Annotated in this window: 16 protein-coding genes and 1 pseudogene; 4 read left to right on the top strand and 13 right to left on the bottom strand. The window is 66.1% G+C overall.

Annotated features, from left to right (window positions below; all coding sequences use genetic code 11):
- Positions 1-2 precede the first annotated feature (2 nt).
- The 10 genes and pseudogenes from ACEN9K_RS11345 to ACEN9K_RS11300 all read right to left on the bottom strand — a co-directional run bounded on the left by ACEN9K_RS11345 (position 3) and on the right by ACEN9K_RS11300 (position 13456).
- Positions 3-1022 (bottom strand): gluconeogenesis factor YvcK family protein, encoded by a 1020-nt coding sequence (locus ACEN9K_RS11345; RefSeq protein WP_018771981.1) that lies wholly within the window; start codon positions 1020-1022, stop codon positions 3-5.
- Complete coding sequence (gene rapZ / locus ACEN9K_RS11340) at positions 1022-1945, bottom strand: RNase adapter RapZ (protein WP_018771982.1); 924 nt, start codon at positions 1943-1945, stop codon at positions 1022-1024. The genes ACEN9K_RS11345 and rapZ overlap by 1 nt, the downstream gene beginning before the upstream one ends.
- 86 nt (positions 1946-2031) lie before the next feature.
- A complete protein-coding gene (gene uvrC, locus ACEN9K_RS11335; RefSeq protein WP_495634432.1) occupies positions 2032-4032 on the bottom strand; it encodes an excinuclease ABC subunit UvrC in 2001 nt (666 codons plus the stop codon).
- Between the two features lie 86 nt (positions 4033-4118).
- Positions 4119-4787: a lysophospholipid acyltransferase family protein gene (locus tag ACEN9K_RS11330; protein WP_026266192.1), complete on the bottom strand. Its 669-nt coding sequence runs from the start codon at positions 4785-4787 to the stop codon at positions 4119-4121.
- A complete protein-coding gene (locus tag ACEN9K_RS11325) occupies positions 4774-5490 on the bottom strand; it encodes an HAD hydrolase-like protein (protein WP_026266193.1) in 717 nt (238 codons plus the stop codon). The genes ACEN9K_RS11330 and ACEN9K_RS11325 overlap by 14 nt, the downstream gene beginning before the upstream one ends.
- 79 nt (positions 5491-5569) lie before the next feature.
- Complete coding sequence (uvrA, locus tag ACEN9K_RS11320) at positions 5570-8494, bottom strand: excinuclease ABC subunit UvrA (protein ID WP_495634431.1); 2925 nt, start codon at positions 8492-8494, stop codon at positions 5570-5572.
- A 47-nt stretch (positions 8495-8541) separates the two neighbouring features.
- Entirely contained in the window at positions 8542-8922 is a 381-nt protein-coding gene (locus tag ACEN9K_RS11315) for a GntR family transcriptional regulator (RefSeq protein WP_018771987.1), read from the bottom strand.
- Positions 8919-10734 (bottom strand): annotated as a pseudogene (locus ACEN9K_RS11310) (ABC transporter ATP-binding protein). Before ACEN9K_RS11310 ends, ACEN9K_RS11315 begins: the two are co-directional and overlap by 4 nt.
- Complete coding sequence (locus ACEN9K_RS11305; RefSeq protein WP_495634430.1) at positions 10731-12536, bottom strand: ABC transporter ATP-binding protein; 1806 nt, start codon at positions 12534-12536, stop codon at positions 10731-10733. The pseudogene ACEN9K_RS11310 and the gene ACEN9K_RS11305 overlap by 4 nt, the downstream one beginning before the upstream one ends.
- A gap of 140 nt (positions 12537-12676) precedes the next feature.
- A complete protein-coding gene (locus ACEN9K_RS11300) occupies positions 12677-13456 on the bottom strand; it encodes a trans-aconitate 2-methyltransferase (protein ID WP_134165367.1) in 780 nt (259 codons plus the stop codon).
- 97 nt (positions 13457-13553) lie between these two features.
- On the opposite strand from ACEN9K_RS11300, the gene ACEN9K_RS11295 reads away from it, so the two are divergent.
- The 3 genes from ACEN9K_RS11295 to ACEN9K_RS11285 all read left to right on the top strand — a co-directional run bounded on the left by ACEN9K_RS11295 (position 13554) and on the right by ACEN9K_RS11285 (position 18023).
- A complete protein-coding gene (locus ACEN9K_RS11295) occupies positions 13554-16097 on the top strand; it encodes a DEAD/DEAH box helicase (protein ID WP_495634429.1) in 2544 nt (847 codons plus the stop codon).
- A gap of 50 nt (positions 16098-16147) precedes the next feature.
- Positions 16148-16663 carry a GNAT family N-acetyltransferase gene (locus tag ACEN9K_RS11290; protein ID WP_018771992.1) on the top strand — a complete coding sequence of 172 codons (516 nt, stop codon included), beginning with the start codon at positions 16148-16150 and terminating at the stop codon, positions 16661-16663.
- 64 nt (positions 16664-16727) lie between these two features.
- The gene (locus ACEN9K_RS11285; protein WP_268003398.1) at positions 16728-18023 is read left to right on the top strand and encodes an alpha/beta fold hydrolase; all 1296 of its coding nucleotides are present in this window, start codon (positions 16728-16730) and stop codon (positions 18021-18023) included.
- Here ACEN9K_RS11285 and ACEN9K_RS11280 read toward each other — a convergent pair.
- Both ACEN9K_RS11280 and ACEN9K_RS11275 read right to left on the bottom strand, forming a co-directional pair.
- Complete coding sequence (locus ACEN9K_RS11280; protein WP_018771994.1) at positions 18009-19415, bottom strand: MFS transporter; 1407 nt, start codon at positions 19413-19415, stop codon at positions 18009-18011. The genes ACEN9K_RS11285 and ACEN9K_RS11280 overlap by 15 nt on opposite strands.
- Before the next feature lie 128 nt (positions 19416-19543).
- The gene (locus ACEN9K_RS11275) at positions 19544-20572 is read right to left on the bottom strand and encodes a TerC family protein (protein WP_018771995.1); all 1029 of its coding nucleotides are present in this window, start codon (positions 20570-20572) and stop codon (positions 19544-19546) included.
- A gap of 337 nt (positions 20573-20909) precedes the next feature.
- On the opposite strand from ACEN9K_RS11275, the gene ACEN9K_RS11270 reads away from it, so the two are divergent.
- Positions 20910-22235 carry an ABC transporter substrate-binding protein gene (locus tag ACEN9K_RS11270; protein WP_026266194.1) on the top strand — a complete coding sequence of 442 codons (1326 nt, stop codon included), beginning with the start codon at positions 20910-20912 and terminating at the stop codon, positions 22233-22235.
- Positions 22236-22332: 97 nt separating this feature from the next.
- On the opposite strand, the gene uvrB is transcribed toward ACEN9K_RS11270, so the two are convergent.
- Positions 22333-24432, bottom strand: a complete 2100-nt coding sequence (uvrB, locus tag ACEN9K_RS11265; protein ID WP_142073049.1) for an excinuclease ABC subunit UvrB — start codon at positions 24430-24432, stop codon at positions 22333-22335.
- Between the last annotated feature and the right edge of the window lie 70 nt (positions 24433-24502).

The following is a 24502-nucleotide window of genomic DNA, read 5'->3' as shown; positions in this document are numbered from 1 at the left end:
TCCTAACTGTTCCCAAAAATGTCCTGGTACGCCGTCGCCAGCCGCAGCGGCTCGTGGACAGGGCGGCGTCCCGACGCCCCTACTTTACCCAAGACCACCTCTGCGCCGATCATGCCGGCGGCCTTCTCGAACTCCCGGCGGTCCGGTATGGAGGTGGGATCGGCCAGGACCACGTCCACGCTGAACTCCGGCGCGTAGCGCCGCAGGACGTGGAGATGGTCCGCCGCCGTCATGCCCGTGGTTTCCTTGGTGTCCGTGGCAAGGTTCATGGTCAGGCAGCGTTTGGCGGGGGTGCTGCAGAGGGCCTGGCGCATCTCCGGCAGGAGCAGGTGCGGCAGGACGGACGTGTACCAGGAGCCCGGACCCAGGACCACCCAGTCCGCCAGTTCGATGGCCGTCAGGGCGTCCGTGCAGGCCGGCGCCGCTTTCGGCAGGAGGCGGACCTCCTCGAGTGAGCCTGCCACGGCACAGCGGGCCTGGCCGTGGATGGTTTGCAGCGCGGTTGAGCCGTCAGGTGCGGTCACGCGCACATCACCTTCAATGGTGAGTGGCACGGTGGACATCGGCAGGACCTGGCCGCGGGCGCCCAGCAGGGCACCCGCCCATTTGAGCCCTGCGACGGTGTCCCCCAGCAGTTCCCAGAGCGTGACGATCAGCAGGTTCCCCATGGCGTGCTCGTCCAGCGATCCGCCGGGTCCCTTTGCGGCGCGGAACCGGTGCTGCATGACATCGCGCCAGGTACGGCCCCAGTCGGTGTCGTCGCAGAGCGCAGACAGCGCCATGCGGAGGTCTCCCGGCGGAAGGACACCGTACTCCTCGCGCAGACGCCCCGACGACCCGCCGTCGTCCGCCACTGTGACCACCGCAGTGAGTTCGGAGGTGAGCAGGCGGAGCGCGGACAGCGAGGCCGCAAGGCCGTGGCCGCCGCCCAGGGCCACCACGTTGGGGCCCTTGTCCTGCTGGCCCGAGCCCTTGCCGGCGGCAGGCGGCACCAGGGGCAGTGCTCCGGTGAAAAGTGCCATTATTCGCGGCCCAGATCCCGGTGCGCGGTGGTCACCGTGACCCGGGGGTACTGCGCAAGTTTCTTGGAAAGTTCCACGGCGACCGCAACGGAGCGGTGCTTGCCGCCCGTACAGCCGACGGCGATGGTGGCGTAGTGCTTGTTCTCCCTGCGGTAGCCCTCCAGGACGGGTTCGAGTGCCAGGACATACCGGTCCACGAAGTTCTTGACGCCTTCGGCCTCGAGCACGTAGTCGCTGACGTCCTTGTCCAGGCCCGTCAGCGGGCGCAGCTGCGGTACCCAGTGCGGGTTGGGGATGAACCTGACATCGGCCACATAGTTGGCGTCCACCGGCAGGCCGTACTTGAAGCCAAAGCTCATGACATTCAGCCGAAGCGCCACCGGACCGGTTTCGCTGAACAGTTCGGTGATGGCGGTGGCCAGCCCGTGGACGTTGTAGTTGGAGGTGTCGAGGACGACGTCGGAGCTGTCGCGCAGTTCCTGCAGCAGCTCACGTTCGGCAGCGATGCCGTCCAGGATGCGTCCGCCGCCCTGCAGCGGATGGGGCCGCCGCCCCTGTTCGAACCGCCGGACCAGGACGTTGTCGCTGGCGTCGAGGAACAGGACGCGGAAGGTGACACCGCTCGCGGCGAGTGCGCCCAGGGCTGCGCGGATGTCCGCGAAAAGGCCCTTGCTGCGGACGTCGATCACCACTGCCAGCCGGGGGATGGACTGCGGGGCGTGCGAAACAAGCTCCGCCAGCGTGCCCAGCATCTGGGGCGGGAGGTTCTCCACGACATACCAGCCATGGTCCTCCAGGGCGTCCGCGGCGGTGCTGCGCCCGGCGCCGGACATTCCGGTGACCACCAGCAGTTCCGCTTCGAGCGGTTTGACGGGCTCCAGCCCGTCCTGATCCGCTCCGGATCCCGCCGTCGTGTCTGCCATGAAGCCTGCCCCGTTTCCTCGTTGTCCACCGGCAGCCGTGATGGCACTGCCCGTCCTTTACCCTAGCTAAATTTCCGGGAACTCCGCTAAGTCTCGATGATTTCGCCGGTGGTCATGTTGATCGCGGGCACGGCAACGGCCTCGGGCCCGTCAGCGGCGAAGTGGTTCACGATGGCGCTGGCGAGTGCCGGACCAATCCCCTTTGCCTGCGAAAGCTCTTCCACGGTTGCGGCCTTCACGCCCTTGACCGATCCAAAGTGGGCCAGCAGGGCCTTGCGCTTGGAGGCGCCCAGGCCCGGAACAGCGTCCAGCGCGGACACGGTCATGGCCTTGCCGCGCTTTTGCCGGTGGAAGGTGATGGCGAAGCGGTGCGCCTCGTCACGGATCCGCTGGAGCAGGTACAACCCCTGGGAGGTTCGGGGCAGGATGACGGGAAAGTCGCTGTCCGGAAGCCACACCTCCTCCAGCCGCTTGGCCAGGCCCACCACGTAGACGTCGTCGATGCCCAGGTCCTTCAGGGCGCGGGCCGCTGCGTTCACCTGTGGCTGCCCGCCGTCCACCACCACCAGGTTGGGCGGGTAGGCGAACCTGGCCTTGGGTGCAGGAGTGGTGGTGTCCAGCACGGCGGCGTCCACGTCCCGTTCCAGGCCGTCGGATGCCAGGACGGATTCGTCCACCTGCGCGGACTTGTCCTGCAGGTAGTGGCGGAACCGCCGGGTCAGGACATCATGCATGGCCGCCGTGTCATCGGCGGCCGCGGGGCCGGTAATGGAGAACTTGCGGTAGTCCGACTTCTTGGGCAGCCCGTCCTCCACCACCACCATGGATGCCACCACGTTGGTGCCCTGGACATGGGAGACGTCGAAGCATTCGATCCGGAGCAGGGGCACGGGCAGGTCCAGTGCCTCCTGGAGTTCCTGGAGGGCCTGGGACCTGACGGTGAGGTCCCCGGCGCGCCGCGTCTTGTGCAGCTTCAGCGCGTGCTCGGCATTCTCGCGGACGGTGGACATCAGCGCCGCCTTGTCTCCGCGCTGCGGCACCCGGATGTCCACCTTGGCGCCACGGATGCCGCCCAGCCATTTGGCAAGGTCCTCCGCGTTGCTGGGCGCCACGGGCACCAGGACTTCGCGCGGCAGCCGGCCATGGGTGTCGCCGTCCTCGCCGTAGACCTGCTGGAGCAGGTGCTCCACCAGGTCCGGAGTGGTGAAGTCCTCCACCTTTTCCACCACCCAGCCGCGCTGGCCGCGGATCCTGCCGCCGCGGACGTGGAACACCTGGACGGCGGCTTCCAGCTCATCCTCATGCAGGGCGAAGACGTCTGCATCCGTGTCCTCGGACAGCACCACGGCGTTCCGTTCGAAGACCTTGCGCAGGGCCGTGATGTCGTCGCGGAGCCGGGCGGCGTGCTCATAGTCCAGCCTCGCCACGGCGTCGGCCATCTGCTTTTCCAGCTTGGTGATGAACCGCTTGGCCTCGCCTCCCATGAAGGCGCAGAAATCCTCGGCAAGTGCCTTGTGGTCCTCCGGCGAGATCCGGCCCACGCAGGGCGCGGAGCACTTGTCGATGTATCCCAGCAGGCACGGCCGCCCGCTGGCCTCCGCCCGCTTGAAGACGCCGGCGCTGCAGCTCCGGACCTGGAAGACGCGGAGCAGGGTGTCCATGGTCTCGCGGATGGCCCCGGCGGTGTACGGGCCGAAGTAGCGGGTCCCCTTCCGCTTGTCCCCCCGCATGACCTGTACCCGGGGGTACTTTTCGTTCATGGTCACGGCGAGGTAGGGATAGGTCTTGTCGTCCCGGAACACCACATTGAACCGGGGCTTGAATTCTTTGATCCAGGTGTATTCCAGCTGCAGCGACTCGAGTTCGCTGCCAACGACCGTCCACTCGACGCTGCTGGCCGCGTGCACCATGGCATAGGTCTTGGGCAGCAGTCCGGCCGGGTTGGCGAAATACGAGTTCAGCCTGGACCGCAGGCTTTTCGCCTTGCCCACATAGATGACCCGGCCGTGCGGATCACGGAACCGGTATACGCCCGGGTTGGTGGGGATTTCACCGGTTTTGGGCCGGTAACTTGCTGGATTTGCCACCTATCAAGTCTACTGAGTCGCGCCGGGTCTCCCTGCCAGCCGGCCAGGACGGGGTCCGTTCCGGCTGTCCCTGGCCGGCTTGCCGGCTATTCCGGGGTCTTGCTCTGGTTGTAACTGGCCGAACGTTCCTGGCCGCTGAGTTCGGCGATGGCGTCCATGATGCGGTCCGTGACCTCGCGGCGCGCAGGCAGGGAGTGGTCCGGGCCGGTCTTGTCGAAGTACAGCGGCTCCCCCACCTTCATGGTGAAGTGCTGCGGCCTGACCCCCTTCTCGCCGGCGCGCTGCAGCTTCTCGGTGCCGATCAGGCCCACGGGAATCACCGGCGCCCCGGTAGTGAGCGCCAGCCAGCCGACCCCGGTGCGTCCCCGGTAGAGGATGCCGTCCCGGGAACGGGTTCCCTCAGGGTAGATGCCGATGCCGCGGCCTGACTCCAGGATGTCCAGCAGTGTCTTGAGCGCCTGGACACTTGCGGCCTGTTCGCCGCGCTCCACCGGAATGGAGCCCACGGATTCGAAAAACGCCTTCATGACCTTGCCCTTGACGCCGCCGGTGGTGAAGTATTCGGCTTTGGCGAAGAAGGCGACCGGCCGCGGCATCAATGCCTGGACGATCACGCTGTCGAAGAAGGACAGGTGGTTGGGAGCCACGATAAACGGGCCGTCGGAGGGGACATTGTCCAGCCCGACGACGGTGGGCCGGCAGGTGCCGGAGATCAGGTTGCGGGTGGTCCAGCGGACGGCATCAAACATTTCCATCGTTGCTCACCCCGCTCATTGCCGCGACGTGGACGGCCTGCAGACGCTCGATGACCGCGACCAGCTCCTCATCGGTGCTGACGACAGCCACGGAGCCGGCTTCCTCCAGTTCCCCGTCCGGAGCGAACCCCCATGCGACGCCGATGCAGTCCAGTCCGTTGGCGATGGCCCCGGACACGTCCTGGGCGCGGTCCCCCACCATAATGGCGTGCTGCGTGTCCAGGTCCCGCAGGGCGGCGGCGATGATCTGGGTCTTGCCCAGGGGAACACCGTCCACTGCCGCTTCGTCATCGCCGGAGCCGTGGATTCCGTGGAAGAGGCCGTCGATGCCATGATGCGCCAGCACAGTATGCGCCAGACGCTGTGGCTTTTGGGTGGCTACTGCCACAGGCCGGCCCGCTGCGGCGAAGGATTCAAGGATCCCGCGGATGCCCGGGTACAGCCGGCTTTGGGCGATTCCGGTGGCCACGTAGTGTTCGCGGTACCGGCGGACCACCTCTTCCAGGCGGTCCGCCGGTACCTTTGCCACGTTGAGCAGGGAATCGCTCAGCTTGGGGCCGATCATCGCGTTGAGCAGGTCCTGGCCGGGAACCGGGAGCCCCAGTCCGCGGAGGGCCGCGGCAATCCCCTCGGTTATGCCACCTGCCGGGTCGACAAGAGTGCCGTCCAGGTCAAAGATCACGGGCACTGTTGTTGAAGTCACCGGGTTAGTTTCTCATGACAGCAGGAGTGCCTGAAACTCGCATTCCCCGTGAGGAATATTTCCGTGGAATTTCCTCCGGTCAGCCGAGTATCTCGGCCAGGAACTTCCCGGTGTGGCTGGTGCCGGACTTGGCCACCTGCTCCGGCGTTCCGGCCGCGACAATCTGGCCGCCGCCCGAACCGCCGTCGGGCCCGAGGTCAACCAGCCAGTCGGCACTCTTGATGACGTCCAGGTTGTGCTCGATGGTGATCACCGTGTTCCCCTTGTCCACCAGCCCCTGCAGGACCATCAGCAGCTTGCGGATGTCCTCGAAGTGCAGGCCAGTGGTGGGCTCGTCCAGGACGTAGATGCTGCGGCCGTTGGAGCGTTTCTGCAGCTCCGCCGCGAGCTTGACGCGTTGCGCTTCACCGCCGGAGAGGGTGGTGGCAGGCTGTCCGAGGCGGACATACCCGAGTCCCACGTCCACCAGGGTGTTCAGGTGCCGTGCGATGGGCGAGAAGGCCGCGAAGAACTCGGCGCCCTCTTCGATGGGCATGTTGAGGACGTCGGCGATGGTCTTGCCCTTGTAGTGCACCTCCAGGGTCTCCCGGTTGTAGCGCGCACCGTGGCACACCTCGCAGGGGACGTACACGTCAGGCAGGAAGTTCATCTCGATCTTCAGCGTGCCGTCGCCGGAGCAGGCCTCGCAGCGGCCGCCTTTGACGTTAAACGAGAAACGGCCGGGCAGGTAGCCGCGGACCTTGGCCTCGGTGGTTTCGGCGAAGAGCTTGCGGATGTTGTCGAAGACACCGGTGTACGTGGCCGGGTTGGACCGCGGCGTGCGGCCGATGGGGCTTTGGTCTACATGGACCACCTTGTCGAGGTGCTCCAGGCCCTGGACCGTCTTGTGCCGTCCGGCCACCTGCTTGGCGCCGTTGAGCTTGTTGGCCAGCACCTTGTAGAGGATTTCATTGACCAGGGTGGACTTGCCCGAACCACTCACGCCCGTCACCGCGGTGAAAAGACCCAGCGGGAAGGCTGCGTCGACGTTCAGGAGGTTGTTCTCCCGTGCGCCCAATACCTTGATCTCGCGCTTCTTGTCGTACTTGCGCCGCTTCCGGGGCACCTCGATGGCCTTGCGGCCGGACAGGTAGTCGCCGGTCAGGGACTCCTTGTTGTCCAGCAACTCCTTGTAGGTCCCCGAGTGGACCACCTGGCCGCCATGCTCGCCCGCGCCGGGTCCGATGTCCACGATCCAGTCGGCCACGTGGATGGTGTCCTCGTCGTGCTCCACGACGATCAGGGTGTTTCCCATGTCGCGGAGCCGGGTGAGGGTTTCGATGAGCCTGCGGTTGTCCCGCTGGTGCAGCCCAATGGAGGGTTCATCCAGGACGTAGAGGACGCCCACCAGGCCGGAGCCGATCTGGGTGGCGAGCCGGATGCGCTGCGCTTCGCCGCCGGACAGGGTGGCCGAGGGGCGCTCCAGGTTGAGGTATTCCAGCCCCACGTCCAGCAGGAAGGTCAGGCGGGCCTGGATCTCCTTGAGGACCTGGTGGGCGATCTGCGCCTCGCGCCCGGTCAGCACCAGGTTGTTGAGAAAATCCGCGCAGTCCCGCATGGGCAGGGCGGCAACCTCGGCGATGGACTTGCCGTTGATCAGCACCGACAGGGATGCCGGGTTGAGCCGCGCGCCGTTGCAGGCGGGGCAGGGAACCTGCCGCATGTACTCCTCGTAGCGGTCGCGGGCCCAGTCGGAATCGGTCTCGCCGTGCTTGCGGTGGACGTACTGGATGGCGCCTTCAAACCCGGTGCTGTACTTGCGTTCGCGGCCAAAGCGGTTGCGGTACTGCACCACCACCTTGTGGTCCTTGCCGTGCAGGATGGTCTGGCGCACGTCCTTGCCCAGCTTCTCCCACGGCGTGGTCATGGAGAAGCCAACCTCCTTGGCCAGGCCCTCGAGGAGCCGGTTCCAGTACTCCGTGGTGGCAGTACCCAGTGACCAGGGCGCGATGGCTCCCTCCGACAGGGAGAGTTCCGGGTTGGGAACAATGAGTTCCTCGTCAACCTCGAGGCGGGTGCCGATGCCGCTGCAGGCGGCGCAGGCGCCGAAGGGGTTGTTGAACGAGAAGGAGCGCGGCTCGATTTCGTCGATGGCCAGGGGGTGCTCGTTGGGGCAGGCGAGGTTCTCGGAGAACGCCCGGATCCTTTCGGGGGCGTCCGCGTCCACGTCGACGAACTCCGCCAGGACCCGGCCCTCGGCCAGTCCCAGCGCGGTCTCGATGGAGTCGGTGAGCCGCTGGCTGATGCCTTCCTTGACCACCAGGCGGTCAACCACCACTTCGATGGTGTGCTTGAACTGCTTGCCCAGCTTGGGCGGATCGTTGAGCTGGACGAGGTTGCCGTCCACCCGCGCCCGGGAGTAGCCCTTTGAGGTGAGTTCCTTGAAGAGGTCCACGAACTCGCCCTTGCGGCCACGCACCACCGGCGCCAGGACCTGGAAGCGGGTTCCCTCGTCGAGTTCGAGGAGCTGGTCCACAATCTGCTGCGGCGTCTGCTTTGACACGGGTTCACCACAGACGGGGCAGTGCGGCCTGCCGACGCGCGCCCACAGCAGGCGCATGTAGTCGTAGATCTCGGTGATGGTTCCTACAGTGGACCGCGGGTTCTTGCTGGTGGATTTCTGGTCGATGGAGACAGCCGGGGAGAGCCCTTCGATGAAATCGACGTCGGGCTTGTCCACCTGGCCCAGGAACTGGCGTGCGTAGGCGGACAGCGATTCGACGTAGCGGCGCTGGCCTTCGGCAAAGATTGTGTCGAACGCCAGCGAGGACTTGCCGGATCCGGAGAGGCCGGTGAAGACGATCATGGCGTCGCGCGGCAGGTCGAGGTCCACGTTGCGCAGGTTGTGCTCCCGCGCGCCCTTCACCACAAGGCGGGAGAGGTCCGGGCGCTGCGGGGCGGCGGCGGCAGGGACCGCGAAGGACGTGGAGGGGGCAGGGGTTTCTTCAGCTACGGCTTTAGGCACCCCATTATGCTAATCGAAAACTTTTTCGAACACTCGCGGTTCCGCCGTCAGGGAACATCGTAGGCGGCCGCCAGGATTTTCACGGCCTCGGCAAAGCTGGCCCCTTGGGATTTGGCGACGGCGGCGTATGCGGCGGCTGCGGCGGACAGGCCGCCCAGGCGCTCGTCACGCGCGGCAACCACCGTACCGTTCCGGCCACGGGTGGTGACGATCCCGGCGGCCTCCAGTTCCTTGTACGCCCGGGCCACGGTGTGCGGGGCGACGTCGAGCTTCTCCGCCAGGGCCCGCACGGCAGGCAGCCTGGTGCCCGGCGCCAACGCGCCGCTGTCCGCCAGATGGATGACCTGAAGCCGGAGTTGCTCGAACAGCGCCACGCTGCTGGCCGGGTTGGGGCGCCAGGATCCCGGGAAGTCGCCTGCGGCGCTCACAGGCCGCCCTCCAGGATGCCCGCACGGCCGTCGCGTTCGGCGAACTGTGCGTTGTACAGCCGGGCGTAGTAGCTGTTGGCGGCAAGGAGGCTGTCATGCGTGCCCTGCTCGACGATCCGTCCATGGTCCATGACGAGAATTAGATCAGCGTTCCGGATGGTGGACAAACGGTGGGCAATCACGAAACTGGTCCGCCCCTGGCGCAGCCGCTGCATCGCCTGGCGGATGAGCACCTCCGTCCTGGAATCGACCGAACTTGTGGCCTCATCCAGGACCAGCACACTGCGCCCGGCGAGCTGCGCCCTGGCGATGGTGATGAGCTGCCGCTGCCCCTGGCTAAGCTGCTCGCCGCCGTTCTCCAGGACTGTGTCGTAGCCGCGCGGCAGGGACCTGATGAAACGGTCCGCGTGCGTTGCCTCCGCGGCGGCAACTATGGCCGCATCCGCAGCGCCTGGCAGCCCGTAGGCGATGTTTTCCCGGATGGTCCCGGCAAAAAGCCAGGAATCCTGGAGCACCACGCCGAACCTGCCCCGCAGCTGGTCGCGGGGAATTTCCGCGATGTCCCTTCCGCCCATGGTGATCCTGCCGGACGAAGGTTCCAGGAACCGCATCAGCAGGTTCACCACGGTGCTCTTGCCCGCGCCCGTGTGCCCCACGATGGCCACCGCCTGGCCCGGTTCCACCGTGAAGGTGAGGTTGCTGACCGCCGGAACGGAACCGGGATAGCTGAAGGTGACGTCATGGAAGACGATGCGGCCGGCGGCGGGAGCGCCCGCCCCCGGCTGCGCCGGCCGGTTCCTGGAGGTCTTCCCCGGCATCGAGGAGCACGAAAACCCTTGCCGCCGAGGCTGCGCAGGACTGAATAACGTTGAGCAGGCCGCCGATTTGCCCCACCGGCTGGGTGAACAGCCGGCTGAATTGGATGAAGGCCTGGACGCCGCCGATGGTCATGGCGCCTGCGATGACCTGCAGCGCACCCACCACTGCGACAGCAATGTAATTGAGGTTGGACATCAGCACCATCAGCGGCTGGACCACACCGGCTGAGTACTGGGCTTTGGCTGCCGCCCGGGCCAGGCGGCCGTTGCTGCGGCTGAAGACCTCCGTGGCCTGCGCCTGCCGGCCAAAGGCCTTGATGACTTCATGCCCGCTAATGAATTCCTCCACGTGCGCGTTGAGTTCGCCGGTCTCCTTCCATTGCCTGGCGAAATGCTCCTGGGACCGCCGGGCCACCAGGACGGTGATCCAGGTGGAAACGGGGACGCTGGCAATGGCAATGGCCGCGAGCAGCGGCGAGATCCACAGCATCATGGCCAGCGACCCGCACAGCATCAGGACGGACACGATGAGCTGGGTCAGAACCTGGTTCAGGGCCTGGGCAATGTTGTCGATGTCGTTGGTGGCCCGGCTCAGGACATCCCCGCGGGAGCGTTCCCGGAAATACGTGGAGGGGAGCCGGTGCAGCTTGTCCTCAAGCGCTGCTCGCAGGCCATACATAAGTCCCTGCACCGCACGTGCCGTCAGAGCGCCCTGGATCCAGTTGAAGAGGGAAGCGAAAACATACATCAAGGCCACGGCTGCCAGCAGGACTCCGAGGCGCTGGTCCAGGCTTCCCTGGAAGATGCCCTGCACCACCATGTCCGTGGCGTCGCCCAGATACTTGGGGGCGGCAACGTTGACCCCTGCGAAGGCGCACGTTGCCGCCACGGCCCCCAGCATCTGCAGCCGGAACGGGCGCAGCAGGCCAAGGAGCCTGCGGGCGGTCGGCCAGAACCTGTGCGCCGATTCCGCGGATTCCTCCACCGCCGTCACAGTGTGCCGTCCAGCGCGAGCTGGGAGTCTGCGATTTCCCGGTAGGTGGCGGACGTTTCCAGCAGCTCCCTGTGCGTTCCCTGCGCAACCAGCCGGCCGTCGTCGAGCACCAGGATGAGATCCGCGTCTTCGACCGCGGAAATGCGCTCGGCCACGATGATGACCGTTGCGGCGGCGAGCGCCTGGTCAAGTGCGCGCCGCAGCCTGGTGTCGGTGTCATAGTCCAGCGCGGAGAAGCTGTCGTCAAAGAGGTAGAGGGGCGCTTTGCGCAGGAGGGCCCTGGCGATGCAGAGCCTTTGCCGCTGGCCGCCCGACAGGCTGGCGCCGCCCTGGCCGACGGGGGTGGCAAGTCCAAGCGGGAGGTCGCGCATGAAACGCATGGTCTGGGCAGCCTCCAGGACAGCCCACAGTTCCTGGTCCGTGGCGTCGGGGTCCGCCATCCGCAGGTTGTCTGCGATGGTTCCCGTAAAAAGGTGGGAGTGCTGGGGCACGATAGCCATGGCAGCGCGGAGTTGGTCCAGGGGCAGGTGGCGGATGTCGTGGCCTGCAAGGGTGATGCGGCCGTGGGTGGGGTCCAGGAAACGCGGGATCAGGTTCAGCAGCGTGGTCTTGCCGCTTCCGGTGGAGCCCACGATTGCTGTGGTGGTACCGGGAGCTGCCGTGAAACTGATGTCCGCGAGCACGGGCGCTTCTGCTCCCGGATAAGAGAAGGCAACATCGTGGAACGCCAGCGTTGCCTGCCGCCCCGGCAGCACGGCGCCGGGCGGCGGAGGCGCGGCTGCCTTGTCACTGGCTGCCTTGTCGCTGGCCGCTCGGTCACTGGCCGCAGTGTGATTGCCCGGATCGCCGACGGACGGCTCGGTGTTAAGGACCGCCTGGATGCGTTCCGCGCAGACTGCCGCCCGCGGCGCCGTCATGAGCACGTACATGGACATCATGATCGCCAGCAGTATCTGCATGATGTAGGCGATGAACGCCGTGAGCGCCCCAAGGTTCATCTGGCCTGCCTGGATCCGGTGCCCGCCGAACCACACCACCGCAACCGAGCTGGTATTGACCACCAGCATGATGATGGGCAGCATCCCCGCCACCAGGAGCGCGGACTGCAGGTTGTTGGCGGTGAGGCCGGCGTTGGTTTCCGCAAACCGCCGGACCTCATGGCCCTGGCGGACAAAGGCGCGGATGACATCCACCCCGATGATCTGCTCGCGAAGAATCCCGCCGGACCGGTCCAGCAGGTCCTGGCCCTCACGGTAGAGCGGAATCAGCCGCCTGACAATCAGGTACATGATCAGCAGGAGCAGGGGCACGATGACGATCACCACCAGGGACAGCGCAACATCCTGCTGCACGGCCAGGACGATGCCGCCTACGCCCATGGCGGGCCCGGCAAAGAGCATGGTGAAGACAAGCACCGCGAAGGCCTGGATCTGCTGGACATCGTTGGTGGCGCGGATGGTCAGGCTCTGTGTTCCGAACAGGGCCACGTCCTGGGAGGACAGGGACTGGATCCGGGTGAAAACCTCGGCCCGCAGGCGGTGCCCGATCCTCATGGCCACCACCGCCCCAAGGTAGCCGGCAGCAATGGCGGACGCTGCCTGCACCACGGCAATGACGGCCATGAGCACGCCAAGGCGCGAGACCACCCCCGCCTCCCCTGCGACAATCCCGTCATCGATAATGGCGGCGTTCACGGTGGGCAGCAGCAGGTTTGCCGCCGCCTGGATCAGCTGAAGGAAAACGATCGCCCATACATACGCGTATTGACCGGCAAGCTGCCGCTTCACGAGTCCGACCAGCAAAATACCCCCTGTAAATGCATGGGCCGAAGAGGGGGCCAGCGGCTTGACCCCTAAACCACAGTCGCCATTGTAAGCCAGATCACTTTTCACTGCTGTCACAGCCTGTGACGGGCGTGGAAAACCCGTGGGCCGGGTACCGGTTAGCCGGCTTTGCGGCCCACTGCGAAGATGCGGCGGAAAGGCAAAACGGTGCCGTGGACCCCGCGGGGGTAGGCGTCCCGCAAAGAGGCCGCGTACTCGGTCTCGAAACTCCTGGCGTCCTCCTCGCCCAGGGCGGCCATCACAGGCCGCAGTGCCGTGCCCCGGACCCATTCCAGCACGGGGTCCGGCCCCGGCAGGACCTGCAGGTAGGTGGTTTCCCACGCATCCGCCGCGCAGCCGGCGTCGAGCAGGATCCGCAGGTATTCCTCCGGCTCCCCCACGGCCTCCCCGCCCCGCAGCACACCGTCCAGCTTTGCAGCCCAGCGGTCCGACCCCGCGATGTCCCGCATCAGGGAGTGCGAGGGGGCGTTGAAATTTCCGGGTACCTGCAGGGCGAACCAGGCCCCCGGCCGGAGCACTTCCAGCCACTTGCGCATCATGTCCTGGTGGCCCGGAACCCACTGCAGGGCGGCGTTGCTGACCACAACGTCCGTCTCCGGACTGGGCATCCAGCCCTCGATGCCGGCCTGCTCAAAGCGAAGGGAGGGCTTCTCCTCCGCCAGTGCCGACGCCTTTGCCAGCATGTCCGCGGAGGAATCCAGGCCCAGGACCCGGGCGCCCGGCCAGCGGTCAGCCAGGGTTGCCGTCAGGTTCCCTGGCCCGCAGCCCAGGTCGACCACGCGCTTGGGCCGGTCGGCATGGATCCGGGCCGTGAGATCGAAGAACGGCCGGTTCCGGTAGTCGCCGAACTGGACATACTTGGCGGGGTCCCACTTCATGAATCTCTCCAGCTTCTGACGCGCACACGGGCAAGGCGTAGCCTAACCCGCCAGGGACTCCGGGTCCGGCCGCAACGTGGCACTAAGGTTGAAGTCAATGAAACTCGTTGACCAGCTGATCGATCTGCCCGCCCCCGCCCCATCCGCCGCCGTCGACCCCGACGCCCTTTACACCCGGTTCGTGGAGTGGACGGAAAGCCGGGGCCTGTCGCTGTACCCGGCACAGGACGAGGCCATCATGGAGCTGGCAACCGGGGCGAACGTCATCCTGGCCACGCCCACCGGCTCAGGGAAGTCCCTGGTGGCCATTGCGGCGCACTTCCAGGCCATGGCCCAGGGCCGCCGAAGCTATTACACGGCACCGATCAAAGCCCTGGTGTCCGAGAAATTCTTCGCGCTCTGCGACATCTTCGGAGCAGAGAACGTGGGCATGATCACCGGCGACTCCGGGGTGAACCAGGATGCTCCCATCATCTGCTGCACCGCCGAGATCCTGGCCAACATCGCGCTCCGGGAAGGCGCCGCAGCCGAACTCGGTGCGGTGATCATGGACGAGTTCCACTTCTACTCCGACCCGCAGCGCGGCTGGGCCTGGCAGGTCCCCCTCCTGGAGCTTCCGCAGGCCCAGTTCCTGCTGATGTCCGCCACCCTGGGCGATGTCACCCGGTTCGAGGAGGGGCTAACGGCGCTGACCGGACGTGCGACCACCACCGTCAGTTCCGCCGAACGGCCCATTCCGCTGCACTACTACTACCACCAGACACCCGTCCACGAGACGCTGGAGGAGTTGTTGTCCACCCGGCAGGTGCCCGTCTATGTGGTGCACTTCAGCCAGCTCGAAGCGATCGACCGTGCCCAGAACCTGATGAGCATCAACGTGTGCACCCGGGAGGAAAAGGACAAAATCGCGGAGCTGATCGCCAACTTCCGGTTTGCCGCGGGCTTTGGGAAGACGCTGAACCGCCTGGTCCGCCATGGGATCGGTGTGCACCACGCCGGAATGCTGCCCAAGTACCGGCGGCTGGTGGAGCAGCTGGCGCAGGCGGGGCTGCTGAAGGTCATTTGCGGCACGGACACCCTGGGCGTGGGCATCAACGTCCCCATCCGGACGGTGCTGCTCACGGCTTTGAGCAAGTACGACGGCGTCCGCACCCGGCTGCTCAACCCGCGTGAGTTCCACCAGATTGCGGGCAGGGCAGGCCGTGCGGGCTACGACACCGCCGGGACAGTGGTGGTGCAGGCACCCGAGCACGTGACTGAGAACGTCAAGGCGATGGCCAAGGCCACCGCCAAGTTCGGCGATGACCAGAAGAAGCTGCGCCAGGTGGTGAAGAAAAAGCCGCCCGAGGGCTTCGTCTCCTGGGGTGAGCCCACGTTCAAGCGGTTGGTGGAATCGGTACCGGACCCGCTGACGTCCAGCTTCACGGTAACGCACGCCATGTTGATGAACCTGATGGAGCGGCCCGGCGACCCGTTCGCGGCGGCCCGGCGGCTGCTCACCGAAAACCACGAGCCGCGCGCTTCCCAGCTGCGGCTGATGAAGAAGGCCCTGGGCATTTACCGGGAACTGCTGGCCGCCGAAGTGATCGAACGCATCCCGCCGGAGGAGCAAGGCCCCGATGGCCGTTCCGTCCGGCTGACCGTCCATCTGCAGCCGAACTTCGCGCTGAACCAGCCGCTCTCCCCCTTTGCGCTTGCCGCACTGGAGCTCCTTGACCCGGAGTCGCCGTCGTACGCCCTGGACGTGGTGTCCGTGATCGAGGCGACCCTGGAGAAACCGCGGCAGATACTGTCGGCGCAGCAGAAGAAGGCGCGCGGCGAAGCGGTGGCCGCCATGAAGGCTGAGGGCATCGACTACGACCAGCGGATGGCCATGCTGGACGAGGTCACCTACCCCCAACCGCTCGCGGAGATCCTGGGCGAGGCGTTCGAGGTCTACCGGAAGGCCGCGCCGTGGGTGGGCGACTTTGAGCTTGCACCCAAGTCGGTAGTGCGCGACATGTACCAGCGGGCGATGAACTTTGGCGAATTCGTCCAGTTCTACGGCCTGGCCCGGTCCGAAGGAATCGTGCTGCGGTACCTTGCCGATGCCTTCAAGGCGTTGCGCCAGACTGTTCCGCAGGACATGCTTCGCGAGGACCTGGAAGACCTGATCGCCTGGCTGGGTGAGCTGGTGCGGCAGGTGGACTCCAGCCTCCTGGACGAATGGGAGGAGCTGGCCTCCGGGGCGGCGCCGACGCCGCATGACGCGCCGCCTCCCCCGCCGCCGTCGCTCACCTCCAACATCCGCGCCTTCCGGGTGATGGTGCGCAACGAGATGTTCCGGCGGGTGGAACTGTTCGCTGACGAGGACGCCACGGCGTTGGGCGAGCTCGACGGCGGTTCCGGGTGGGGTGCCGAACGCTGGGAAGACGCGCTGGACGACTACTTCGACGAACACGATGACATCGGGACCGGGCCCGACGCCCGCGGTCCGGGCCTGCTCATGATCACCGAGGAACCCGGAACGTGGAAGGTGCGCCAGATCTTCGATGACCCGGCGGGCAACCACGACTGGGGGATCTCCGCCGAGGTGGATCTTGCGGGCTCGGATGCCACCGGGACAGCGGTGGTCAAGGTGACGGAGGTTAACCGGCTCTGACACCGACCTGGCCGGGGCAGCCGTCCCGGCGCCGGCGGTAAGCTCGGAGAATGAGTGCAATCCGCCCCGCAACCCGCCACGACGTGCCCGCCATCCTCCGAATGATCCATGAACTGGCCCATTACGAGAAGGAACCCGACGCCGTCCGGAACACGCCCGAGCGCCTGGAACAGGTGCTCTTCGGCGACAACCCCCGCGTATTCGCGGCCATGGCCGAAAACGCGGCGGGCGAGGTGCAGGGCTTCGCGCTGTGGTTCCTGAACTACTCCACCTGGGAGGGCGTTCACGGGATCTACCTGGAGGACCTTTACGTCAGCCCGGAAGCCCGGGGCGAAGGCCACGGCAAGGCGCTGCTGCAGCACCTTGCGGCGATCGCGGTCGAGAATGGCTACGCACGGGTGGAATGGAGCGTGTTGGACTGGAACGAGCCCTCCATCAACTTTTACCGCCGCCTGGGTGCGCGCCCCATGGACGGCTGGTCCACCTTCAGGCTGACCGGCGAATCACTGGACCGGTTCGGCCGGGCCACGTCCCGCGACTCCCTTCCCGCTTCTGCCCGTGGCTGACGCGCGCCGGGTCCAGGCGACCGCCGTCGGGCATGACGTCAGGGCCCGGCATGAATTCCGTGGCATGCGCACGGTGGAGCACTACTTCACAGTCCCGCTGGACCATTTTGCTTCGGAGGACCATGCCCTGGCCGGCGGCCAGCCTCGCGGCGAAACCATCACGGTTTTCGCCCGGGAGTACGTGTCTGCCGCGCACAGCGAAGAAGCCGCCGCGCGGCTGCCCTGGCTCCTCTTCCTGCAGGGCGGCCCGGGCGGCCGCGGCAACAGGTGGGGTTCCCTGGGTGGCTGGAGCAAAGCCGCGGCGCAGGACTTCCGCATCCTGATGCTTGACCAGCGCGGCACGGGCCTCTCCTCGCCCATTGACCGGAACACCCTGCCCGGCCGCGGAAGCGCGGCGGAGCAGGCGGCCTACCTGGAGCACTTCAGGGCGGACTCGATCGTGGCGGACGCGGAGTTGATCCGCCACGCCCTGGAATCACCGCCCTGGACGATTTACGGCCAGAGCTACGGGGGCTTCTGCGCGCTTACCTACCTGTCCTTCGCACCTGCGGGCCTGCGCGAGGTGCTGGTAACCGGCGGCCTTGCCCCGCTCACCGGTTCCGCGGACGACGTGTACCGGGCCACGTACCAGCGGGTTGCGGCCCGCAATGACGAGTACTTCCGCTGGTATCCCGAGGACAGGAACGTTGTGAAGCGGATTGCCCGCCACCTGCGCTCCACGCCGGAGTTCCTGCCCGACGGCGGCCCCCTCACCGTGGAGCGGTTCCAGATGGCGGGGGCGTTCCTGGGCGGCAACACGCGCGTGGACAGCCTCCACTACCTGCTCGAGGACGCCTTTGTGGACACGGCGGCCGGACCGCGCCTGTCCGACGCGTTCCTGGAGCAGCTCCAAGGCGTCATCTCCCGCCGGTCCAACCCGCTGTACGCGCTGATGCACGAATCCATCTATGGCCAGGGCCAGGCCACCGATTGGTCAGCGTGGCGGATGCTCGGCGAAAACCCCTGGTTCCGGCCGGATGCCGACCCGCTGCTGCTCACCGGGGAGATGGTGTATCCGTGGTACTTCGAGCAGGACCCTGCCCTCCGGCCACTGCGGGAAGTGGCGGAACTGCTGGCCGGCAAACAGGACTGGAAGCCGCTGTACGACGCGCGGGTACTGGCCCGCAATACTGTTCCCGTGGCTGCGGCAGTCTACTCGGACGACATCTACGTGGACCGGGAGCTTTCGCTGCGGACCGCCGCTGCGGTGCGCGGGCTGCAGGTCTGGGAGACGGCGGACTTCCATCACGACGGAATCGCCGACGACGGTGAGCGGATTTTTGCCCGCTTGCTGGGCATGGTGCGGTCAGGCGGCCGCTGACCGGCGGTGTGACAGGCGCGTGGCCACCGCTGCGGCCAGGACGGCCGCCCCGATGGTCCCGCCCAGAAGGTTCAGGCCCAGGTAGCCGGCAACACCCAGGACAAGTCCCGACACCGCGCCGCCCAGAGCCCCCGCGGCCCCCATCAGCATGTCGGAGACACCCTGGACCGCCACCCGGGCTTCCTGCCCCACGCTTTCCGCCAGGAGCGTGGAGCCGGAAATCGTGGCCGCAGACCAGCCCATGCCCAGCAGGACCAGCCCGGTGGCCACCGCGGCGGTTGAGGACTGGCCGAACCCGGCAACGGCCACCGCCGCGATCAGCAGCGTGAAGCCGATCATGATGGTCTCCATCCTGCCCGCCCTGTCGGTCAGCCAGCCCATGACCGGGGAGAGCGCAAACATCCCGGCGATGTGAAGTGAGATGGTGAAGCCTATGATGACCAGCACGTCCCCCTCGGCAACGTGCCCGGCGTGCGGACCGGGTCCCTCCACGAGGTGCTGGAGGTGCAGCGGCGTCATCGACATCACGCCGACCATCACCGCGTGGGCTGCCACGACGCCCGTCACCGCCAGCAGTGCTGTCCGCGATCCACGGATGGCACGAAGCCCCCGGCTGAGCGAACCCGGGGAGGCAGCTGCGGCGGCCGCGGAGACAGTGGGTGGGGCGTCCATGGGAGGGGCTTGCGAGGGGGCGGCGGCAGCGACCCCGGTTCGCGCTGCCGCTGACGGCGGAACGGCTCCACCAGGGCCGGCGGCCGCACGTTGGCGTGCCAGCAGCAAGGGGTCGGGGCGAAGGCCTGCGAACAGGATTACAGTGGCAATGAGGAGCCCGGCCCCGGAAATCACAAAAGGACCAGCAACCGGAGGCAGGCCCAATGCTGCCCCCACGGCTGTGCCCGGCTGGATCAGGTTGGGTCCGGCAACGGCGCCGACAGTCACGGCCCAGACCACGGTGGACAGCGCCCGCCCGCGGTGTTCGGCAGGAGCGAGATCGACGGCGGCAAACCTTGCCTGCAGGCTCGCGGCCGTGCCCACCCCTATGCCTGCCGATCCAAGCAGCAGCAGGACGAAGAGTCCGGAGACAACGGCCAGCACCATCAGCACGGCGCCTGCCAAAGCGGCCGAGAGACCGGCCACCTGCCCGGCCCGGCGTCCGCGCCGTTCCGCCAGCGATGCCAGCGGCAGTGCCGCGGCCGCGGCCCCGAGGGTCATCACCGTGGCAACGGCACCCGCCCAGGCGCTGGAACCGGAGAGTTCCACGGCCAGGATTGAGCCTATGGAGACGGTTGATCCCGTCCCAAGTCCACTGAATACCTGGGCCACGCTCAAGAGCACAACAGTGCGCCGCTGCACGTGGCGCACGTCCTGCTCCATCACAAGTGTGCGGGCCATGTTCAGAGCATAGTCCCGGCGCGGCGCACGCCACAGGGGTTTTTGCCCGCTGCCTCAGGAAGGGTTAAATGCCGGATCCCGGCCGCGCGTGCGGCCGGGATCCGGCGGATTTGAGCGGGCGGGGGCGCCTAGTCGACGTCGCTGTGGCTCCTGCGAACGTCTTCCTCAAGCCGGGGATCCATCTTGGCAGCCTGCGCCTTGGAGCTGACCAGGCTGGCGACCACGGCGATGATGATGGTGCCCACAATGACGGCAAGGGAGACGAACGTGGGAATCTCCGGCGCCCATTCGATGTGGTGTCCACCGTTGATGAAGGGCAGCTCGTTCACGTGCATGGCGTGCAGGACCAGCTTGACGCCGATGAACGCGAGGATGAAGGACAGTGCGTGCTTCAGGTAGATGAGCCGGTTCATCAGGCCACCGAGCAGGAAGTACAGCTGCCGCAGTCCCATGAGGGCGAAAAGGTTGGCCGTGAAGACAATGAAAGGGCTCTGGGTCAGGCCGAAGATGGCGGGAATGGAGTCAACCGCGAACAGCAGGTCCGTGAGGCCGATGGTGATGAAGACGATCACCATGGGGGTGAACACCTTCTTGCCGTTCACCGTGGTCCGCAGCTTGCCCCCGTCGAACTTCTCGGACATGGGGATGACCTTGCGGATCCTGGCAATCAGCGGGTTTTCCCGGTCTTCTTCCTCTTCGCCCTCGTCCTGGGCCTGCTTCCAGGCCGTCCACAGCAGGAATGCGCCAAAGATGTAGAACACCCAGCTGAACTGTTCGATGACGATGGCGCCCAGCATGATGAAGATGCCTCGCAGGACCAGCGCGATGATGATGCCCACCATCAGCACTTCCTGCTGGTACTTCCGGGGCACGGAGAACCTGGCCATGATGATGATGAACACGAACAGGTTGTCGATGCTGAGGCTGTATTCGGTGACCCAGCCGGCCACGAACTGGCTGCCGAACTCGGCACCCGTGAAAGCGAACATGGCACCGGCAAAGGCCAGGGCGAGGCTGACATAGAAGGCTACCCACAGACCGGCTTCCTTCATGGACGGCTCGTGCGGCCGCCGGACCACCAGGAGGAGATCGATCAGGAGAATCAGGCCAAGGACGACAAATGAGCCGACCTCGAACCAAACAGGCAAATCAAGCACAGGGAAGCCTTTCGCAGGGTACACAAAAATGGTGTAAGTCTCTCCGGCCTGCCTGTGCACTTGGTGCTGATGCGGCGGCCCGCTACGCCCGGCAGGGCAACTGTGCCCTGCGTGTTGACGATCGTAGCGCTTGGGATACTCCCCTACGTGCCATTAACTGTACCCCAGGGGGCTGACCGGCGCGCCCCGGGACGCGGGCGCACGTCGCTGGATAACGTTTTCCCCCAAACCGTTGACGGCCGCCGGCACGCTTGCAATAATCACGTCCAGGCGGGAAAGCGGTTTCTCGCTTCGACCCGGCGTCCCGGCGTCATTCCCAGAAAATCAAGGTTGGTCAATGAAGACTCCTCATCGCACTGGCGTGGTGGCCAAGGCCCTTGCCACCGCCGCCGCGCTGGCCATGCTGGCCAGCGGCTGTTCGTCCTCCCCCTCTTCATCGTCGGGCGACGGCGGAAACGTCACCATCCGCTTCACCTGGTGGGGCAACGACCTGCGGAACAAGCAGACGCAGCAGGTGATCGATGCATTCCAGGCTTCGCATCCCAACATCACCGTCAAGGCTGAGCCCGGGGTGTGGAGCAGTTACTGGGACAAGCTGGCCACCACCACGGCCGCCAACGATTCACCGGACGTGATCCAGATGGACCAGGCATACATCGCCGAGTACGGCGGCCGGGGCGCGCTGCTGGACCTGTCCAAGCAGGGCAACGTCGACACGTCCAAGATTGACCAGGACGCCCTGAAGTCCGGCCAGGTGAGCGGCAAGCAGTACGGCCTGAGCACCGGGCAGAACGCCAAGGCCGTGATGATCAACACCAAGATGTTCCAGGACTACGGGGTTCCCATCCCGGATGACAAAACCTGGACCTGGGACGACTACGCCCGGACCGCCGCCCAGATCGCGGCGGCTGCGGGCAAGGCCGGCCAGACCAACTACGGCAGCTCCTACTCCCTGACCGACTCCGACCTGAACACCTGGGCCATGCAGCACGGCGAGTCGCTGTACTCGGCGGATGGCGGCCTCGGCTTTGACGAGGGCACGGCAGCGTCCTTCTTCCAGAACGTGTTGAACCTGCGTAACAAGGGCGCCGCCCCACCGGCCAACATTGCCACCGAGGACATCAGCGCCCCCGTGGAACAAACCCTGTTCGCCACCGGCAAGACGGCCATGTCGTGGTGGTGGACCAACCAGGTGAATGCGCTCCAGTCCGCACTGAAGACCGAGGTGAAGATCCTGCGGGCACCCAGCTCCACCGGCAGCGCCAAGGACAACGGCATGTCCTACAAGCCGTCCATGTTCTGGTCAGTTTCCTCGCGCAGCAAGCACCCCAAGGAAGCCGCAGAAGTGGTCAACTACATGCTCAACAACCTGGATGCGGCCAAGACCATCCTGACTGAACGCGGCTTCCCCACCAACTCCGAGGTCCAGACGGCGATCGACCCGCTGCTGACCCCTGCGGACAAGGCCGCTGCCGCGTTCCTGAAGGACATCAAGCCGGACCTGAAGAGCGGTCCGCCGGTACCTCCCACCGGTTCCTCCGGCGTGCAGGCGCTTATCCAGCGGTACAGCACTGATGTCCTGTTCGACCGGAAATCCCCTTCAGATGCAGCGAAGGGCCTGATGCAGGAAGCAAAGGGAATGATCGACTCCGCCAGGAAGTAAGGCAACAGCACCACAGCAGAGAAAGCGCGACGGCGGGCACCCGGGGTGGGTGCCCGCCGTTTCCGGTCATGGCTGCGGCTGCCTGGAAAAGCAGCGCCTAGGCGTGGCCGGCCGCCTGCATCTGCCGCAGCTCCTTCTTCAGGTCGCTGACTTCGTCGCGGATGCGGGCCGCCACCTCGAACTGCAGTTCAGCCGCAGCGCCGTGCATCTGTTCCGTCAGCTGCTCGATCAGGCCCACCAGGTCCTCGGCCGGTGCAGCGGCCAGCCCGTCCGCACGCACCTGCGCTGCGCCCTTGGCGCCCGACTTGCTGCGCTTGGCACCCTTGGCCAGCCGGTTGTTGTTCAACAGTTCCTGGGTGTCGGCGTCCTCGCGGGCCAGCTGGTCCGTGATGTCCGCGATCTTCTTGCGCAGCGGTTGCGGGTCAACGCCGTGTTCCTTGTTGTAGGCCACCTGGATGGCGCGCCGCCGGTTGGTTTCGTCGATGGCGTTGGCCATGGAGTCAGTGATCCGGTCCGCGTACATGTGCACCTGGCCCGACACGTTGCGGGCGGCACGGCCTATGGTCTGGATGAGCGACGTTGAGGAGCGCAGGAAGCCTTCCTTGTCTGCGTCCAGGATACTTACCAGGGAGACCTCCGGCAGGTCCAGTCCTTCACGGAGCAGGTTAATGCCCACCAGGACGTCGAAGCTGCCGAGGCGCAGCTCCCGCAGGAGTTCAACGCGCCGCAGCGTGTCAACGTCGGAGTGGAGGTACTCCACCCTGATGCCGTGCCCCAGGAGGTAGTCCGTCAGGTCTTCGGCCATGCGCTTGGTAAGCGTAGTGACCAGGACCCGCTCATCCTTCTCCACCCGGGTGCGGATCTCGCCCAGCAGGTCATCGATCTGGCCCTTGGTTGGTTTGACGATCACTTCGGGGTCGATCAGCCCGGTGGGGCGGATGATCTGCTGGACGAAGCCGTCGGCCTTGCCAAGTTCGTACTTGCCGGGAGTGGCGGAAAGGTAGACGGTCTGGCCGATCCGTTCCAGGAACTCATCCCACTTGAGGGGCCGGTTGTCCATGGCGGAGGGCAGCCGGAAGCCGTGGTCCACCAGGGTCCGCTTCCGGGACATGTCGCCTTCGTACATGGCACCGATCTGCGGGATGGTCACGTGGGATTCATCCACCACCAGCAGGAAGTCGTCCGGGAAGTAGTCCAGCAGGCAGTGCGGCGCAGATCCGCCGGGGCGGCCGTCGATGTGCCGCGAGTAATTCTCGATGCCGTTGCAGAAGCCCATCTGCTGCATCATTTCGAGGTCGTAGGTGGTCCGCATGCGGAGGCGCTGCGCCTCCACCAGCTTGTTCTGGCCCTCCAGGACCGCCAGCCGCTCCGCGAGCTCGGCCTCGATGGTCTTGATGGCGCGGCTCATCCGCTCCGGCCCGGCCACGTAGTGCGACGCGGGGAAGACGTACATCTCCGTCTCCTCCCGGATGACATCGCCCGTCACCGGATGGAGGGTGTAGATGTTTTCCACTTCATCCCCGAAGAACTCGATCCGCAGCGCCAGTTCCTCGTACATGGGGATGATCTCGACGGTGTCGCCCCGTACCCGGAACGTGCCGCGGTGGAAGTCCATGTCGTTCCGGGCATACTGCATGGACACGAACTTGCGCAGCAGTGCATCCCGGTTCATCTCCTGGCCCTTGCGCAGCGTGACCATCCCTGCGATGTATTCCTCCGGCGTTCCCAGGCCGTAGATGCAGGACACGGTGGCCACCACGATGACGTCACGGCGGGTCAGGAGGGCATTGGTGGCGGAGTGGCGCAGCCGTTCGACTTCCTCATTGATGGAGGAGTCCTTTTCGATGAACGTGTCCGTCTGCGGGACGTAGGCTTCGGGCTGGTAGTAGTCGTAATAGGAAACGAAGTATTCCACCGCGTTATTGGGCAGGAGTTCGCGGAACTCGTTGGCCAGCTGGGCGGCGAGGGTCTTGTTCTGCACCATTACCAGGGTGGGGCGCTGCACCTGTTCGATGAGCCAGGCAGTGGTGGCGCTCTTACCGGTACCCGTGGCACCGAGCAGCACCACGTCCTTCTCGCCGTTGTTGATCCGCTCCGTCAGCTCCGCGATGGCCGCCGGCTGGTCGCCCGCGGGCTTGAATTCGCTGATGACCTCAAAGGGCGCTACAACACGGTTGATCTCCTGCGCAAGGCTCATGGATCTAATCTACAACCGGGCACCGACACTGGGCGGTACCGTCCGTTACAGGCGAACAGCCGCCCGTCCA

It is taken from the genome of Pseudarthrobacter sp. Pseusp20, assembly GCF_059492155.1.
This window is presented reverse-complemented; position numbering and strand designations above follow the sequence as displayed.